We start from the raw sequence: 14,999 nt of genomic DNA on the forward strand, positions 1-14,999 counted from the left end.
TCGGCTGTGGTTGAGCCAGCCGAGTCGTCTACTCCTCGATCATCCCTTCCGCCGGCCAGCTCCGGCCCTGACGGCTGAGCCACTTCGCCTTCGAGACCACCAGTGAGTCCATCGGTCCGCGTTGGTTCCGTTTGAGGGTCTGCTTGTCGAACGTCAGTGGGTAGGTCTGGGGTGGTTCCGCCGGGTTCTCCAGCGACGTCGCTGTTACCTGGTAGGTGATCGTCGCTGACGTCTCGGCCGTGCGGTGGAATGTCGCCCTGCGGCGTCTCGGATAGATCTGGTGACCTTGGGGCGGTTGGCCCGCTTCGATAGCCCGGTCGTAGTTCTCCCCGATCGTCCACGGATGCAGGCTGTCGTGAACCGTCACTATTCCGGTCTGCTTGTTCAGCACGTAGCTGGTCTGTCCCAGGGCTTGGCCTGACGCTGTCTGCTCCGATGTCAGCGTTGGTCGGCACACCCACCCGTGCTGGAACTCGGTCAGTGTGAATGTCTGGGTCGGGAACGCTTCCGCCAGGTAGTCCCGCGCTTGTTCCTTGCTGAGTAGCGGTGGGCCCGGCATGTGTCGCTCCTTGGGGGTCGATGGGAATCGACCACAAGCCGACCGACCCTCCGGTCAGGTTGTGTGGTGGTTAGGGATCGCTAATGGTCGAACGTTCCTTCCATAGGCCAGATCCCGGTCGTCCGGTGTCGCATCTCCGCCCAGGCTGCCACGAAGCGTGAGATGCTGTCCGTCGGGTTGTAGCCGAGGGGGCTTTTGACGATCTTGACCTGTTGAGTGGTCATCCGCTCGCCAGGCCGGTCCAACCGGGCAACCTCGACGCGGTAGCTGATGCTTCGTGAGTCTTCCGCCGCTCGTTGCAAGTGGATTCGCCGGAGCGGGGGGTAGACCTGATATCCGGCCACCCGTTCACCGGCCTCGATCGCCGCATCGAACTGCTCGCCGATCGTCGTCGACGACAGGCTCGCATGAGCCGTCACCGCACCGGTCCTCTTGTTGAGCACGTAGTGCCCGAGCCCCAGCCCGGCGCCCTGCGAGATTTCTTCATCCGTCAAGATCGCCTGGGCGACCCACCCATGTTTGCATTCCATCACCTGAAATTCCCGGCCACGCTCGAACACGTTCTCCAACAGCGCTTGTGCTTCTTCTCGCGCCGTCACGGGCGCACGCTGCAGTCGGGGGTCCGATGCTGCTGATATGGAATCGTTCACTTCTGCCAGCCACGGAGGCGCCGGAGGCTGTTGCGGGTCCCGGCCCTCCAACACGCAGAGATAGTCGCCTTTGTGTGGCCGGTGGGATTCAGACGCGTCACGCGACTCGGAGCGAGGTTTGCCGCCGATACTAGTTCGCGGACATGGGGCTCATCGCTCCCGTAGGTGCCGGTCACCATCACGTACACGGGCTGACGGTCCGGTGGTGCGAACAGTCCCAGCAAGGCGCCGGTTCGCAGATCGAGCAGCAGGTAGGTTCCGCCCTTGGGATGGTTCCTGAAAACGGTGGAAAGCCGTGATTGAAATTCATCAACTGTGGTTTCTATCCGTGCGGCCGGCGATATACTCGAGAACCGGGGGAGTTCGCTATCGGGTACCGATGAGACGGCAAGCTCTGGCCACGGCCTCAATTCATCCATCCGGCGCACGACTCTCGAAAGAAATTTTCGTAGTGCCTCGGCAGTGTGTCGCGTAGGGATCGGCGTCGGGAAAGGTTCGTTGAACAGTACTCCGCGGGCGATGGTGTCATACACCTGTGGCGGAGTCAGGTTCCTGCACAGGTTGTGCACCAGCGCGAGAGTGATCCAATCGACAACCTTATCGCTCAGGACTCGCTCGAACTGTATGCGGTTGTAGATCGCGCTGACAACTTCATCCCAATTCTTGGTCATCGGTGCCCCCTCATCGGTGCCTGCAGCGATTATCGTCAATCCGTGTGTCAGTCGAACCGGATCATTTCGGCTCGTTACGCCCGTCAGGTTCGGGACTTGACTCCCGCCCCATACGGGATTTCCGGGTGCATGCTCGCCGCGAAAATTGTCTTGAATCGGAGTCGTCGCATATTCTTCGGTGAACCGCTCCAGGTCTTCCGCGGTAAGGCGGGTGACCGTTCCTGGATCGATTCGCGTGGCGGACAGCAATTCATCGATGACGGCACCCGGTTCGGTGTCGTGTGTCGCATCGACGAGAACAATATCGTCGCTGCCGTCCCAGAACGGAGTGAACATGCCGATAATTCTCCCGGAGCTCATCTTCAAGGGGATGAAGATTCCGTATTCGGTTCCCCAATAGAATCCACGGGATATCCGGGCCTGGATATCGTCGACACGTGCCGATATGCGTGCGATCGGCATGGCATTCTTGAAAGTTGAGACGCTTTCTTTGGGCAATCGAAGATAAGGCAACGTCGGCCATGGGCGCATATCGTCCATGCGTGCAACTACTCGACTCAAGAATTCCCGCAGTTCTGCCGGATCCTGAGGCATCTGCACGAGTGTTGGAAGGGGTGCCCCCGTCGCGAGGCCGTCGGAGAGTGCCTGATACTGCCCCTCCGGGGTCAGCGTGGTAAGCGGCTCTGTCAGGAGCGAGTACGCGATCCTGCCGACGACATGGTCGTCGAGCTCCTTCTCGAACTGCACCGAGTACAGGATCGCATTCACGACAGGCCGCCAGTAGCTCACGTCACTCGCCTTCATTCGGCTGAAAATAGTTGTTCCCGGATGCCCGCGGTATCGGGTCTTCATTCGGCAGAGTGGTACTCGATCTGGCTATCGTCGATGCTTATTCCTTGCCGTCGGAGGCTGCCCACCACTTGGTGTGTATATTTTCGGGTCGGCCGGTAGTGGCTACTCTGATCGCTCACGAGGAGAACTTGTCCGGCCGCCGCCTGAATTTCCCCGGCCCCCGCAACCGGTGCTCCTGCCGATAGACTTGAATGATGAAACTCGCCCAGAATATGAAACGGCGCGGAGTAGAAATATCCATCGTGATCCATGATGAAGATTGCTCGCCCACCCTGCGGAGTCCAGAGCGTCTGTGCGGCCGTGGTGTCGAACAACTCGCCCTTGTGGTCGTGCAGGAGGCCGTCGTAGCTGTGCAGGCGGAAAGCTTGCCGCGCTGTATCGTTCAGATATTGGACCTGTTTCCCATCCCATGCAGAGTTCCCGGGAAGGTGTTCTCCTTGAAATGTGGGAAGTATTGGCGTCGTCTCATAGCGGGTCGCGCTCGGCTGAATGCCTGGTTCGTCGAGTTGGAAAATCCGTCCCAGTTTCACTCTTCCGGTGTCGGTCAATTCTCGGATAACTTCGCCCGGGTCAAGAGCTGGGTCGGCGGCATAGACGATGACGTCATCGCTTCCGTTCCAGTATGGAGAGAAGAATCCGACGATCGTTCCGGAACTCATTCTCAGCAGCAGGAATGGTCCATCCTCGCTGTCGCGATTGAATCCGCGAGCAAGGCGTCCCTCCACCTGGTTGACCGTGAGCGCGAGTCTGGCTATCGGTCGGGCATTCCCGAATTCGCTCAGGTAGTCGGCGGGCAAGGGGGTGTAGGGAATTGTCGGCCATGGACGCATCGAATCCATGTTCTCGACGACTTGCGCCAGGAAGTGTCGTAGCTCGTCCTCCGGCTGGCGCATCTGAACGGGGGTTGGCAACGGTGCCCGGCGACGCAAACCGTCGGCGAGCGATCGATATTCGTCTGCCGCTGTCAGATACTCGATCGGTTCGACCAACAGCGCGGTAGCAATCCGAGCCGCCAGCTTCGGGCTCAACTCTGGTTCGAACCGGATACGGTAGAAGATCCGTTGAACGATCCCGGTCCAGTAATCCATCCCTAATCCCCCCTCATCGCGGCGCTTCGAACTCGACCTGGGCTGCGCTGAGCGGGATCCCAAGCCTACGTCGAGGTTCGCCGCGCCGGTGAGGTGGATACCGATCCGTATGACGGAGACGGGTGCGCCGAGTGCGGCGTGGCTCCGTGTAGTTCTTTGCGAAGGCCTCACCGACCTCGTCTTTGCTCCAGCATTCACCTTCTGCCGCGATCACCGCGGCCAGCGCCTGGGCGCCGGTGGTGATCGTGTTCGCGACGGAGTCGAACGACGGCTGGGTCCCCCGCAGCGCGGCGGGGTCGACGTTCAGTGAGCTCATCGCAGGTATCCGCGGTTGCGGAAGTATTCGCCCTCTTCGTCGTCGGTGTCCTCGACGAGGCGGCGCGGTTCGGGGACCGGTTCCGGCTCGGGGGGAGGGGGCGGAATGAGCTGGGCGATCAGATCTTTCATGCTGGGAGCGCCCGGAATCAGGTCGGGCAGGTCGGGCATTCCCGAGGTCAGCGGTGCCAGTGCGTCCTCGCGTACACGAGCCGTCTCGGCCGCCAGGCTCGCGATGGCCTCGGTGACCGATCGGCCCAGCGACTCCGGCGTGGCGCGTTTGAAGGCCTCCGGCGCGATGTGCACCTCCGAGATCCCTGCGATCGTGCCGGAAACACGCACCAGGTTGTCCGCCGACCACACGCTCACCTGCTCGGTGGCCCGCGACTGTGCGTCCAGCAGTGCCGACTTCTCGGCGGTGAACGAGTCCAGCATCGAGTCGATCTGCGCGCGCAAGGCGTCATTGGCAGCCCGCGTCGGCGCCGACCAGTCGTTCATGAGTCCCCGATCCGATAGGAAGCACGTCTAACGATTGGACGCGCGAAACCCGCCGGAGGTTCCATCGAGGTGACGTGGATCTCGTCCACGCCGAGGATCAGGCGGTTCGAGAGCCCACGATGATGCTACCCACGTTGCATTCCTCGAGTTCGTCGATGCCGGTGGCGGCGGCGAAGGCGGAGGTGTCGCTGAAGCCCTGGGCGACGACGCCGAGGTGCATGGCGGTGGCGGCCAGGTAGACGGTCTGCATGAAGACGCCGACGTGCTTGAGGATGTTGGCGTAGGCGACCTGTTCGTAGCTCCACATGACGCGGCCCGCGCGGGCCGAGACCAGGAGCAGGACTTGGGGTTCCGCGCCGCCGGCCAGGGTGGCCGAGGTGGCTTTGAGCAGCTTCTGGACGGCGGGGGCGTCGGCGGGGGCGACCAGGCGCAGGGCGTGGTCGGTCGAGTCGTAGTGGTACATGCCGTTGTCCAGGCCTGCGACATTGCGGATGACCGGGTAGACCTCGAGTTCGTAGGCGCCGCCGCCCGACGGGTACGGGCGGGAGCCGTCCTCGCGGGTGCGGGCGCTGCGGAACAGCAGCTCGCCCAGCTGGGCGGCGGTGATCGGCGCCGCGTCGTCGAACGCGCGGGTCGACACGCGATCCTCGAGGGTGGCGGTGAGGCTGGGGTCGGCGTCGCGCAGTCCGGCGAGGTCGGGGCGGGCCAGCGCGATCGGGTCGGCCGCGAACGGCGTACGGCGGGCGGGCAATTCGGGGAAGCGGCCGTCGGCCCAGCGGGTCGGGCCGAAATCGTCCCAGGTCACCGTGCGGGCGCCGAGGGTGCTGCGGCGGTGGAACCACAGGTCGGGGGCGTTCCAGGAGCGGGTGGCGAACTCGTGCTCCTCCTCGTCACCGTCGACCAGGAACCCGCACCACTGCAGATCCGCCATGAACTGCGACTTCACCGCGGCGGGTACCGGCGAATCGGCGGCCATCGGACCGTCGAGCAGGGCGAGCAGGCGCGGATCGTGGATGCGCAGATCGCACCACGCCCGCGGATGCTCGAGCACGAAACCCTGGGCATCGCGGTGCAGCACAGCGAACTTCGACAGCGTCGCCGACCAGGTCGGCAGGGCCACCTCGGGACGCGGCGCGGGCTCGGCGAACGGGCGGATGCTGTAGAGATCGCGGCCGCCGTCGCGCACCGTCACCGCCAGCCAGCCGCCGTCGGTGAGCTTGCGCATCAGTGCCGTGATGTCGTCACCGGCGGCGGCGGTCGACATCTCGGCCGCCGTCGCTGGGCCCTGGTTGAGCGTCTTCAGCGCCTGCAGCGCACCGGCGCCCAGGCCGGTCAATTTCACATTGCGCGGCGGGTTCAGCAGCACCGCCCCCGCGGGGGTGGTGAGGCAGGTGACACCGGCGCGCAGCGCGAATCGGGTCTGGGCGGGGTACGGGGAGGCGAGCACAGCGAGTTCCTTGCCGGGTCGAACGTCGATGATGCGGAGGCTATTTCGCCGCTGCGGCGAAGGACGGCTCCAGCTTGTCCAGGATGTAGGGCACCGACAGCGCGGAGGGCTGGTTGATGGCGCTGATCTCCTGGGTGGTCAGGAAGACGACCGAACCCTTGCGCACCGACGGCAGCTCGCTGTAGCCGGGCAGCTGGCGGTACTTCTCGTCCAGGCCGGGGGAGTAGCCGGCCAGCAGCAGGTCGGCGGTCAGTTCGTCGACGCGCTCCGGCGAGAGCGCCAAGCGGCCCTGGTTGGACGGCTGCGCGGTGAGGTTGGCCGGAATGCCCATGCCGAGCTGGGTGAAGACCTTGGCCGACCCGTCGTTGGGGTCGGTCAGCACCATCAGCTGCGCGGGGCTGGCCAGCCAGGTGCTGGCGAAGGTCTTGCCCTTCAGGCCGGGGTTGGCGGTGGTGATCGCCGAGACCTTGTCGTCGACCTTCTTGATCACCGCGGTCGCGTCGGATTCCTTGTGCAGCACCTTGCCCAGCGCGGTGACCTGGTCCTGCCACGGGGTGACGGCGTCCTTGGTCAGCGCGGGCAGCGTCGGCGCGATCTTGGACAGCTCGTCGTAGGTCTTCTGGTCGGCGATGAACGGGTCGGCCAGGATCAGATCCGGTTCCAGCGCGGCGACCTGCTCGGCGATATTGCCGGTGGTGTTGAGCGCCTTGGCCGACTTCAGGCTCTCCGGCTGCCACGGCGGGGTGCTCTTCGACACCGCGGACACATTGTCGATGTAGCCGACGGGGACCACGCCCAGCGCCAGCGAGGTGTCGAGCCACTGGTTGCCCAGGGTGACGATCTTCGCGGGCGTTCCGGTCACGGTGGTCTCGCCGCGCGCGTGGGTGATGGACACCGGCTCGCCCGAGCCGGCGGCATCGTCGGTGGAACCGCAGGCGGCGACGCCGAAGGCGAGCGCGCCGGCGAGTGCGGCCACCGCCGCGCGCCGCCAACCGCGCGAAGTCCGAACAGACGTCATCGTTGCATCCTCCTTCATCGAGGAAGGTCCTCGATCGGCTCGTCGAGCCGGTTCCAGCGTAAGTCAGCCTAGGCTAACCTACGTCGGTTTCGGAGGGGGAGTCATCCCTAGAGAGTGACCCGCTGATCCTGCGGCATGAACAGCTTGTCGCCCTCCTGCACGCCGAAGGTCGTGTAGAACTCGGCGATATTGCGGACGACCTGATTGCAGCGGAACTCGTTGGGGGAGTGCGTGTCCTGCAAGCTCTGCAGGGTCGCTTCCTCGGTCTGCTTGTCCCGCCACTGCCGGGCCCATGACTTGAACATCGTCTGGAAATCGGGCTGCTCGCCCGAGCGCTGCGCGACCTTCTGGTACGCGGCCAGCGCGATCTGCAGCCCGCGCAGGTCGGCCAGATTCTCGCCGACGGTGAGCGCGCCGTTCACATGCTGGCCCTCCGGCGCGCCCTCGGGCACCAGCACGTCGTACTGCGCGATGATCTGCTGAGTCTTGGCGTCGAAGGCGGCGCGGTCCTCGGGCGTCCACCAGTCCCGGCGGTTGCCGTCACCGTCGTACTTGGAGCCCTGGTCGTCGAAGCCGTGCCCGATCTCGTGACCGATGGTCGAGCCGACCGCGCCGTAGTTGACCGCGGCCTGGGCGTCCTTGTCGAAGAACGGCGGCTGCAAGTAGGCCGCGGGGAAGACGATCTGGTTGGCGGTCGCGCTGTAGTAGGCGTTCACCGTCTGCGGCGACATGCCCCACTCCGACTTGTCCACCTCGGTGCCCAGACGGGCGAACGCGCGCTTGGACTCGAAGGTGTTGATGGCCAGCAGGGATTCGATCAACTTGCCGCGGGTGATCTGCACCGAGGAATAGTCGACCCACTTGTCGGGGTAGCCGATCTGGGTGACGATCTTGTCCAGCTTGGCGATCGAGGCCTCGCGGGTCGGCTGCGACATCCAGGTCGAGTTGGTGAAGTTGTCGCGGTAGGCGGCGAACAGGTCGTCGACCATCACGAGCGCGCGTTCCTTGGCCACGGGCGGGAAGTGCTTGTCCACGTACAGCTTTCCCAGCGGTTCGCCGAGATTGTCGTCGACCACGCCCACCGCGGAGCGCCACATCTCCGGCTTCACCTCCAGTCCGGCCAGCAACTTGCCGAAGAAGTCGAAGCGGGCATCGGCGATGGCCTTGGGCAGGAAGCGCGCGTAGGCGTTGGCCACGTGCAGCTTGAGGTAGTCGCGCCACTGGGCGATGTCGACCTCGCTCCACAGCTGCGCGGCCGCGGTGATGAACGACGGCTGACCCACCACCATCTTGTCGAACAACGACTTGGGCCGGTCGGTCATGCCCGCCAGCCACGGCTCCCAGTCGAACTGCGGGCCGAGCGCGGTCAGTTCCTGCCAGCTCATCAGGTTGTAGGTGGCGTCGGTGTTGCGCAGGCGCACGCTGTCCCAGTGCGCCGCGGCGATCCGCTTCTCCAGGTCCAGCATCCGCTGCGCCACCCCGGCGGGGTCGGGCAGACCGAGTCCCTTGGACAGCTGCTCGAGGTAGGTCAGGTAGCCGGCGAGCTGCGCCGCGAACTCGGGCTTGCGGTAGTACTGCTCGCCCAGGGTGAGCCCAGCCTGGCTGACGCTGGGGATATAGGCCTCGGAGTTCTTGCGGTCGATGCCGATGCCCATCCCGATCAACCCGGCGATCGGCGCCTCGGCCATGACCTTCGCCAGTTCCGGCTTGCCCGCGGCGTTGTCGATCGCGGTGAACAGGCCGGTCAGCGGTGTGATGCCGAGGCGTTCGATCTCGTCGAGGTCCATCCTGGCGTCGTAGAGATCCTTGATCTGCTGGGCCTCGGATCCCTGCTTCGGGTCCTTGATGCCCGTGATGATCGCGCGCAGCTGCTCGAGCGTGCGGTCGTTGGCGTCGGTGATCGCGCCGACCGAGGCCTTGTCCGGCGGCAGCTGGTAGTCGCGCAGCCAGGCGCCGTTGACGTGGCGGTAGAGGTCGTCCTGTGGGCGGATCGCCGGGTCGCCGCCGCCCATGTCCACGCCGGTGAGCTGCACTTCGGTGGTGTCGGACGTGCACGAGGCCAGCGCGGCCGCCACGGGGACCAGGCCCATGGCGATCAGGAATGCGCGGCGATCCACGACCGACGGACGACCGGACGATGTCACAGGTTTTCCTTCCCCGATGCGGCGGAGCCGCACCCGTGCTCGTTGCGAACCAGCTCGCACAGGCTACCGGCGCGACGCCGAGTCGGTGGGGTACCGGCCGATCGGGGCCGGTCAGTCGGCGGAGATTCCGGAGCTGCCGGTCGCCAGGTCGCAGGCCAGTCCGCTGCCCGCGTCCACGATCTTCATGACGGTCGGGACCCGCTTGGTGACCAGCGGGGTGCCGGTGGCGTGCAGGAGCAGCGAGAGCTGCACCTCGACCTCGGTTTCGACGTGGTAGTAGGCGGTAGCCTTGGCCACGGTGACGCCGCCTGCGGTTATTTCCAGGTCGACGGTGTCGCTGGCGAAGAACTTGCCGTTGGCGACGAAGTCCACCTGGGCGCCGACATAGTCGTCGAGGCCGACGACGTCGATCTTGGAGGTGCAGCCGACCGTGAGGGTGTCGGTGAGCATGTCGATGATCGGGCCCGCGGTGGCGTGCGGCATGGCGAGCGCGAGTACGGCGGCGAAGGCGCTCGTGGTGGTCGCGAGGCGGCGGGTGGCCGGCTGGGAGAGCTTCATGCGCGGGACCGTAGCAACGGCATGACCGCGACCACAGAGGTTTGAAACATATCTGCTTCAGATTTGTGGGAGCGACCCCGATTTGGGTCGACCTGGGGATTCACCTACACTAGACCGGTTGCCTGCGGGAGCTCTGCGCCCGCAATCCGGCAGTGAACCCCCAGTGGTAGGTATTTCCGCTGGCAGGCGCGCGTCCGGTGGGTGACTGACCATGTGCGTCGGGTCGGCAATCCGGCGTACGTATACATCCAGGTCCAGGAGGTGCTGAAGTGATTCAGCAGGAGTCGCGACTGCGCGTCGCCGACAACACCGGGGCGAAGGAAATCCTTTGCATCCGCGTGCTCGGTGGCTCGTCGCGTCGCTATGCCGGTATCGGTGACATCATCGTCGCCACCGTCAAGGACGCCATCCCCGGCGCGAACGTCAAGAAGGGCGACGTCGTCAAGGCTGTCGTCGTGCGCACCGTCAAGGAGCGCCGCCGTCCGGACGGTTCCTACATCAAGTTCGACGAGAACGCTGCCGTGCTGATCAAGCCGGACAACGATCCTCGCGGCACTCGCATCTTCGGCCCGGTCGGCCGTGAGCTGCGCGACAAGCGCTTCATGAAGATCGTTTCGCTGGCCCCGGAGGTGCTCTGACCATGAAGGTGCACAAGGGTGACACCGTCCTCGTCATCTCGGGCAAGGACAAGGGCGCCAAGGGCAAGGTCATTCAGGCCTACCCGGCGACCGGCAAGGTTCTCGTCGAAGGCGTGAACCGCATCAAGAAGCACGTCGCGGATTCCGCGAACCAGCGTGGCGCCTCCTCGGGTGGCATCGTTACCCAGGAAGCCCCCATCCAGGTTTCCAACGTGATGGTCGTCGACTCCGACGGTAACCCGACTCGCGTCGGCTACCGCACCGACGAAGAGACCGGCAAGCGGGTTCGGATCTCCCGTAAGAACGGGAAGGACATCTGACATGACCACCTCTGAGCAGACTCAGCCCCGGCTGAAGGCGCGCTACCGCGCCGAGATCAAGGACGCGCTGAACAGCGAGTTCGAGTACGCCAACGTGATGCAGATCCCGGGCGTCGTCAAGGTCGTCGTCAACATGGGTGTCGGTGACGCCGCCCGCGACGCGAAGCTGATCAACGGTGCCGTCAAGGACCTCGAGCTGATCACCGGCCAGAAGCCGGAGATCCGCAAGGCCACCAAGTCGATCGCGCAGTTCAAGCTCCGTGAGGGCATGCCGATCGGCGCGAAGGTCACCCTCCGTGGCGACCGCATGTGGGAGTTCCTGGACCGCCTGGTCTCCATCGCGCTGCCGCGTATCCGCGACTTCCGCGGTCTGTCGCCGAAGCAGTTCGACGGCAACGGCAACTACACGTTCGGCCTGAGCGAGCAGTCGATGTTCCACGAGATCGACGTGGATTCCATCGACCGCCCGCGCGGTATGGACATCACCGTGGTGACCACTGCGACCAACAACGAAGAAGGCCGTGCGCTGCTCAAGCACCTCGGCTTCCCGTTCAAGGAGAACTGAGCACATGGCCAAGAAAGCACTGGTCAACAAGGCCAACGCCAAGCCGAAGTTCGCGGTCCGCGCCTACACCCGCTGCCAGCGTTGCGGCCGCCCCCACGCGGTGTACCGCAAGTTCGGCCTGTGCCGCGTGTGCCTGCGTGAGATGGCCCACCGTGGCGAGCTCCCGGGCGTGCACAAGAGCTCCTGGTGAGCCCGCGCTCCTCGTGAGCGCTGCCACCTAGGCGAATAACGAACGAAGGCACGGACTTCCGCGAGGGAGTCCGTGCCTTCGCGTGTTTCGGGAAGGACAAATCTCGTCGGTTGGCGAGCGGCCTGCCGGAAGGTAGGTGAAATATTTGGATTTCACTCTTATGGACGGCCTCTGTCGTGTTCCCTTGGCGCATGAAGAAGATCGCTACTGTCGCCGTTCTGTCGTGTGCGCTGCTGTCGGCGCCCGCCGTCGCCTCCGCAGCTCCTGTCGCGCCCGCACCGGTCGCCGAATCCGGCTCCGCGCAAGGCGGCACCGGTTCGTCGAAGGGTGGGTCGGGGTCGTCGGAGACGGCGTTGATCTGTTCGCCGGTCGCGCAGTTGTTGTTCGCCACGGGCAGTGTCGAGAAGCCGCCGCTGTATGACCTGCTCTGCCTGCTGAGCTGAGATGTCGGAGAAGCGGTCTTTGAGCAGGTAGCCGAGGCCTTTCCGCACCCCCTGGCGTCGTCCTCGGCTCGGTCGGCTGACGAACTCTCGCAGAGCCTGAGGTTTGGTGCCACAGCAACTTGGGGCGTGCTCGGCGCGCAGGTGGTCGGGCACAGTGGAGCCATGAAGAAGCTCGCCGTAACCTCCGCCCTCGCACTGTTCCTCCTCGCCCCCGCCGTCACGGCAACCACCGCGCATGCCCAGACGCCGGTCGCGGGCAGCGGCTCGTCGAGCCTGGATGTCCTCTGCAGCCCGGTCGGTGGCCTGCTCGTCCTTGCGGGCAGCGCTGAGAATCCTTACGGCCCACTGCTCAGCATGGTGTGCGTGACCCGCTGACCATCGCGTCCCCGCAGGTCAGCCGAAAGGGGGCCGGTCGATCCCGCAGCGGAGGTCGGCCGGGGGGAGCTGGCCGGTGAACAGATAGTCGCGTTTGACCTGCTCGGCGCAGGTGCTGGGCACGTACATGCTGGAGTGACCCGCGCCTTCCACGACGACCACGCGGGCGTTGGCCAATTGGGTGGCGCCGGCGACGGCGCCACCCAGGGGCGTCGCCGGGTCGTACCTGCTGTTCAGGACCAGGATCGGGGCAGCTGTCTCGCGATTCCACGGGCCGGTGTAGCGGTCGGCGTCACGGGCGGGCCAGAAGGCGCAGGGGGTGGCGTTGAAGACGGCGGTGCGGCCGAAATAGGGGACGCGCAGGTCTTCGACAGCGCCGACCCGGCTGTAGACGGCGGGGTCGGTCGGGACGGCGCTGTCGGTGCACTGGATCGAATAGAACGCCTCGACGCGGTTGGCGGGGTGCTCTTTCGCGAAGACCGCGTCGTGCGTGACGGCCGGGAGCAGCGAGGTTCCCGCGTCGAAGAGTTGCTGTAGCAGGATCGCCAGGTCGGGGTAGGTATCCGGGCGCGCGAGGCTGCCCGCGGCGGCCACGATCTGCCCGTAGGTCCACGACGTGCCGTCGACCACGATGGGGGCGAGCCGCGCTCGTTCGGCGAGCGCGATCCACTTGAGTTTCGGGTCACCCGCCGAGAACGCGCAGGCCGGACCCGCGGCCGAGCAGTCACGCAGGAAGACGTCGAAGGTCTCGGCGACGGCGTCGGCCACGCCCTGCCTGGTGTCGAGCGGCAGGTTCGCGCCGTCGGCGCCGTGCCCGTTCGCATTGCCCTCGAAGTCCAGTGACCCGTCCAGCGCCATCGCCCGCACCCGGCCCGGGAACATGTTGGCGTAGACCGCGCCGACCTGCGTGCCGTAGGAGATGCCGTGATAGGTCAGCGCCGCGTCGCCCACCGCGCGTCGCAGCAACTCCAGGTCACGGGCGGTATTCGTGGTCGAAGCGTGCGCCAGGATCGGGCCCGCGGACGCGCCGCAGCGGGCGGCGATATCGGCGGAGCGGGCGAAGAACTCCGGTTCCTCGCCGGGACCCGCCGGTATGCCGGGGAAGGTCGCGAAGTAGGCCTCTTGCTCGGCGGTCGAGGGAAAACAGAGGGTCGGAGCGCTGCGTGAGACCGAACGCGGATCCCACGACACCAGATCGAACCGGGCCCGCAGTTCCGCGGAGAACAACCACGGCCACCGCGCCCGCTCGCGGAGCCGGTCGACGCCCGACGGTCCCGGCCCGCCGAAGTTCACGAACAGGGTGCCGATCCGGCGACCGGGATCGGTCGCGGGCAGCTTGATCACCGCCAGCTCGATCTGCTCGCCCTGCGGGCTGTGGTAGTCCAGCGGCACCCGCGCCCACGTGCAGGAGAAGCCGTCCTCGCAGTCCGACCACTGCAGCCCCGGCGTGCTCGCGGTCTCGGCGAGCTGATCGACGTACGGATCGGCCGCGCCGGCGGGGGACGGGACGGTGAGAGCGCCGATGCCGAGCAGCACAGCGAGAACGCGGGTCCAGCCGCGGCGAGTTCCACGGCGCCAAGAGCGCGAATACAACTGCCGAGCCTCCTGCGCAGATCGGATGAACCTCGCGAAGCTATCACATGCTTACTTCAGGAAACTAGTTGGCGCGGAACGGAATTCGCCCATCCGCCCAGGTTACCCGTTGCGGCGACCCCGTTCCGCACCGCCCGTTCCTGAATTTATTTCGTATTGTTCGGTTAACGCGGAGTTGCCTATTTCGGCAGACTCTGTGTTTTTCCCGATAATTTCCGTGCCGAGGTGGTCGGCGCGCTACTTCGTCGCTACTGTCGGGGTTGTTGCGCGGAAATGTGGCGCAACCGGGTGTCGACGACGATCCCTAATTCCAGGACAAGTGGAGGAAGTGGGATTGTGACGGTAACCACAGAGAAAACCCGGCGTGACCTGGACCACCGCCCCTCGTTCCGGGGGATGCCGACCGGCGCGATGCCGATGGTCGCCTTTCTTTCGGTATTGGCCGGATTTATCGGTGCTGCCGCCTACACGCATTCCGCCGGATATTTCGTGACATTCATGACCGGAAATACCGAGCGAGCCGTCCTCGGCTGGTTCGACAATGACGTGGTCTTGGCCACCGGTGCCATCACACTGCTCTTCTCCTTCGGTCTCGGCGTGTTCGTGGCCTCGCTGCTGCGGCGACGCGTGTGGCGCGACAGCCGCCACGGCGCGGCCGTGGTGACCACGGCGGCCCTGGCCGTGGCAGCCGTCGTCGACTGGGTCCTCGACCGCACGGGCGGGCAGGAGGTGGGGTTCATCCCCATCGCCTTCGTCGCGTTCGCGGTCGGCGCGCTCAACACCGCCTTCGTCAAGAACGGCGAGACCAGCGTTCCGCTGAGCTACGCCACCGGGACGGTGGTGAAGCTGAGTCAGGGCATCGAAAGCCATGTCAGCGGCGGCAGTTCCCGTGATTGGCTCGGCTACGCGCTGCAGTACGGATCCTTCGCTGGGGGCGCCTTCCTCGGCGGCGTGCTGAGCGTGCTGGTCGGCGGCGAGATGATGCTGATCGTGGCCACCGTCGTCTCGGCCGTGGCGATCCTGCTCACAGCCAAGGCCGCGACCGAGCCCCAGATTTTGTCCTGACCACGGCATT

General features: G+C 65.5%; 18 protein-coding genes. 7 read left to right on the forward strand and 11 right to left on the reverse strand.

The genetic code is table 11. From position 1 onward, the window contains the following. Nucleotides 1–28 precede the first annotated feature (28 nt). The 10 genes from ACFVAV_RS19535 to ACFVAV_RS19580 all read right to left on the reverse strand — a co-directional run bounded on the left by ACFVAV_RS19535 (nt 29) and on the right by ACFVAV_RS19580 (nt 9,800). Nucleotides 29–559, reverse strand: a complete 531-nt coding sequence (locus tag ACFVAV_RS19535) for a hypothetical protein (protein ID WP_379036369.1) — start codon at nt 557–559, stop codon at nt 29–31. 80 nt (nt 560–639) lie between these two features. Next, nucleotides 640–1,158 (reverse strand): hypothetical protein, encoded by a 519-nt coding sequence (locus tag ACFVAV_RS19540; protein WP_379036370.1) that lies wholly within the window; start codon nt 1,156–1,158, stop codon nt 640–642. A gap of 47 nt (nt 1,159–1,205) precedes the next feature. Beyond that, nucleotides 1,206–2,669: a hypothetical protein gene (locus ACFVAV_RS19545; RefSeq protein WP_379036372.1), complete on the reverse strand. Its 1,464-nt coding sequence runs from the start codon at nt 2,667–2,669 to the stop codon at nt 1,206–1,208. A 59-nt stretch (nt 2,670–2,728) separates the two neighbouring features. Continuing rightward, nucleotides 2,729–3,820: a hypothetical protein gene (locus ACFVAV_RS19550; RefSeq protein WP_379036373.1), complete on the reverse strand. Its 1,092-nt coding sequence runs from the start codon at nt 3,818–3,820 to the stop codon at nt 2,729–2,731. 13 nt (nt 3,821–3,833) lie between these two features. Then, complete coding sequence (locus tag ACFVAV_RS19555; protein ID WP_379036374.1) at nt 3,834–4,136, reverse strand: hypothetical protein; 303 nt, start codon at nt 4,134–4,136, stop codon at nt 3,834–3,836. Further along, nucleotides 4,133–4,633, reverse strand: coding sequence for a YbaB/EbfC family nucleoid-associated protein (locus ACFVAV_RS19560; protein ID WP_379036375.1), 501 nt, complete (start codon nt 4,631–4,633; stop codon nt 4,133–4,135). The genes ACFVAV_RS19555 and ACFVAV_RS19560 overlap by 4 nt, the downstream gene beginning before the upstream one ends. Nucleotides 4,634–4,730: 97 nt before the next feature. After that, nucleotides 4,731–6,080, reverse strand: coding sequence for a SagB family peptide dehydrogenase (locus ACFVAV_RS19565; protein WP_379036377.1), 1,350 nt, complete (start codon nt 6,078–6,080; stop codon nt 4,731–4,733). A 40-nt stretch (nt 6,081–6,120) separates the two neighbouring features. After that, nucleotides 6,121–7,098, reverse strand: a complete 978-nt coding sequence (locus tag ACFVAV_RS19570; protein ID WP_379036378.1) for an ABC transporter substrate-binding protein — start codon at nt 7,096–7,098, stop codon at nt 6,121–6,123. A gap of 107 nt (nt 7,099–7,205) precedes the next feature. Further along, a complete protein-coding gene (locus ACFVAV_RS19575) occupies nt 7,206–9,242 on the reverse strand; it encodes a M13 family metallopeptidase (RefSeq protein WP_379036379.1) in 2,037 nt (678 codons plus the stop codon). A gap of 111 nt (nt 9,243–9,353) precedes the next feature. Next, the gene (locus ACFVAV_RS19580; RefSeq protein WP_379036380.1) at nt 9,354–9,800 is read right to left on the reverse strand and encodes a hypothetical protein; all 447 of its coding nucleotides are present in this window, start codon (nt 9,798–9,800) and stop codon (nt 9,354–9,356) included. 269 nt (nt 9,801–10,069) lie between these two features. Here ACFVAV_RS19580 and rplN point away from each other — a divergent pair, with 269 nt between their 5' ends. The 6 genes from rplN to ACFVAV_RS19610 all read left to right on the forward strand — a co-directional run bounded on the left by rplN (nt 10,070) and on the right by ACFVAV_RS19610 (nt 12,331). After that, nucleotides 10,070–10,438 (forward strand): 50S ribosomal protein L14, encoded by a 369-nt coding sequence (gene rplN / locus ACFVAV_RS19585; protein WP_043647623.1) that lies wholly within the window; start codon nt 10,070–10,072, stop codon nt 10,436–10,438. A gap of 2 nt (nt 10,439–10,440) precedes the next feature. Continuing rightward, a complete protein-coding gene (rplX, locus tag ACFVAV_RS19590) occupies nt 10,441–10,758 on the forward strand; it encodes a 50S ribosomal protein L24 (RefSeq protein ID WP_019045061.1) in 318 nt (105 codons plus the stop codon). 1 nt (nt 10,759) lies between these two features. After that, nucleotides 10,760–11,323 (forward strand): 50S ribosomal protein L5, encoded by a 564-nt coding sequence (gene rplE, locus ACFVAV_RS19595; protein WP_067491083.1) that lies wholly within the window; start codon nt 10,760–10,762, stop codon nt 11,321–11,323. A gap of 4 nt (nt 11,324–11,327) precedes the next feature. Then, a complete protein-coding gene (locus ACFVAV_RS19600) occupies nt 11,328–11,513 on the forward strand; it encodes a type Z 30S ribosomal protein S14 (protein WP_014981705.1) in 186 nt (61 codons plus the stop codon). A 191-nt stretch (nt 11,514–11,704) separates the two neighbouring features. Next, nucleotides 11,705–11,956, forward strand: a complete 252-nt coding sequence (locus ACFVAV_RS19605; RefSeq protein WP_379036381.1) for a hypothetical protein — start codon at nt 11,705–11,707, stop codon at nt 11,954–11,956. Nucleotides 11,957–12,118: 162 nt separating this feature from the next. Continuing rightward, nucleotides 12,119–12,331, forward strand: coding sequence for a hypothetical protein (locus ACFVAV_RS19610; RefSeq protein ID WP_379036382.1), 213 nt, complete (start codon nt 12,119–12,121; stop codon nt 12,329–12,331). Between the two features lie 18 nt (nt 12,332–12,349). Here the strand turns inward: ACFVAV_RS19610 and ACFVAV_RS19615 are convergent, their stop codons facing one another. Further along, on the reverse strand, nt 12,350–13,924 hold the full coding sequence (locus ACFVAV_RS19615) for an alpha/beta hydrolase (protein WP_379036384.1): 1,575 nt from the start codon (nt 13,922–13,924) through the stop codon (nt 12,350–12,352). A 396-nt stretch (nt 13,925–14,320) separates the two neighbouring features. Between ACFVAV_RS19615 and ACFVAV_RS19620 the strand changes: the two genes are divergently transcribed. Then, on the forward strand, nt 14,321–14,989 hold the full coding sequence (locus ACFVAV_RS19620; RefSeq protein ID WP_379036500.1) for a YoaK family protein: 669 nt from the start codon (nt 14,321–14,323) through the stop codon (nt 14,987–14,989). Nucleotides 14,990–14,999: the final 10 nt, after the last annotated feature.

The sequence above is a fragment of the Nocardia sp. NPDC057663 genome, from assembly GCF_042799895.1.
Lineage (GTDB): Bacteria > Actinomycetota > Actinomycetes > Mycobacteriales > Mycobacteriaceae > Nocardia.

What these genes read in the sequence shown, in the direction of transcription:
- ACFVAV_RS19535 (WP_379036369.1), bottom strand. Translation starts at nt 559, where the DNA reads ATGCCGGGCCCACCGCTACTCAGCAAGGAACAAGCGCGGGACTACCTG.
- ACFVAV_RS19550 (WP_379036373.1), bottom strand. Translation starts at nt 3,820, where the DNA reads ATGGATTACTGGACCGGGATCGTTCAACGGATCTTCTACCGTATCCGG.
- ACFVAV_RS19555 (WP_379036374.1), bottom strand. Translation starts at nt 4,136, where the DNA reads ATGAGCTCACTGAACGTCGACCCCGCCGCGCTGCGGGGGACCCAGCCG.
- ACFVAV_RS19560 (WP_379036375.1), bottom strand. Translation starts at nt 4,633, where the DNA reads ATGAACGACTGGTCGGCGCCGACGCGGGCTGCCAATGACGCCTTGCGC.
- ACFVAV_RS19570 (WP_379036378.1), bottom strand. Translation starts at nt 7,098, where the DNA reads ATGACGTCTGTTCGGACTTCGCGCGGTTGGCGGCGCGCGGCGGTGGCC.
- ACFVAV_RS19580 (WP_379036380.1), bottom strand. Translation starts at nt 9,800, where the DNA reads ATGAAGCTCTCCCAGCCGGCCACCCGCCGCCTCGCGACCACCACGAGC.
- rplX (WP_019045061.1), top strand. Translation starts at nt 10,441, where the DNA reads ATGAAGGTGCACAAGGGTGACACCGTCCTCGTCATCTCGGGCAAGGAC.
- rplE (WP_067491083.1), top strand. Translation starts at nt 10,760, where the DNA reads ATGACCACCTCTGAGCAGACTCAGCCCCGGCTGAAGGCGCGCTACCGC.
- ACFVAV_RS19600 (WP_014981705.1), top strand. Translation starts at nt 11,328, where the DNA reads ATGGCCAAGAAAGCACTGGTCAACAAGGCCAACGCCAAGCCGAAGTTC.
- ACFVAV_RS19605 (WP_379036381.1), top strand. Translation starts at nt 11,705, where the DNA reads ATGAAGAAGATCGCTACTGTCGCCGTTCTGTCGTGTGCGCTGCTGTCG.
- ACFVAV_RS19610 (WP_379036382.1), top strand. Translation starts at nt 12,119, where the DNA reads ATGAAGAAGCTCGCCGTAACCTCCGCCCTCGCACTGTTCCTCCTCGCC.
- ACFVAV_RS19620 (WP_379036500.1), top strand. Translation starts at nt 14,321, where the DNA reads ATGCCGACCGGCGCGATGCCGATGGTCGCCTTTCTTTCGGTATTGGCC.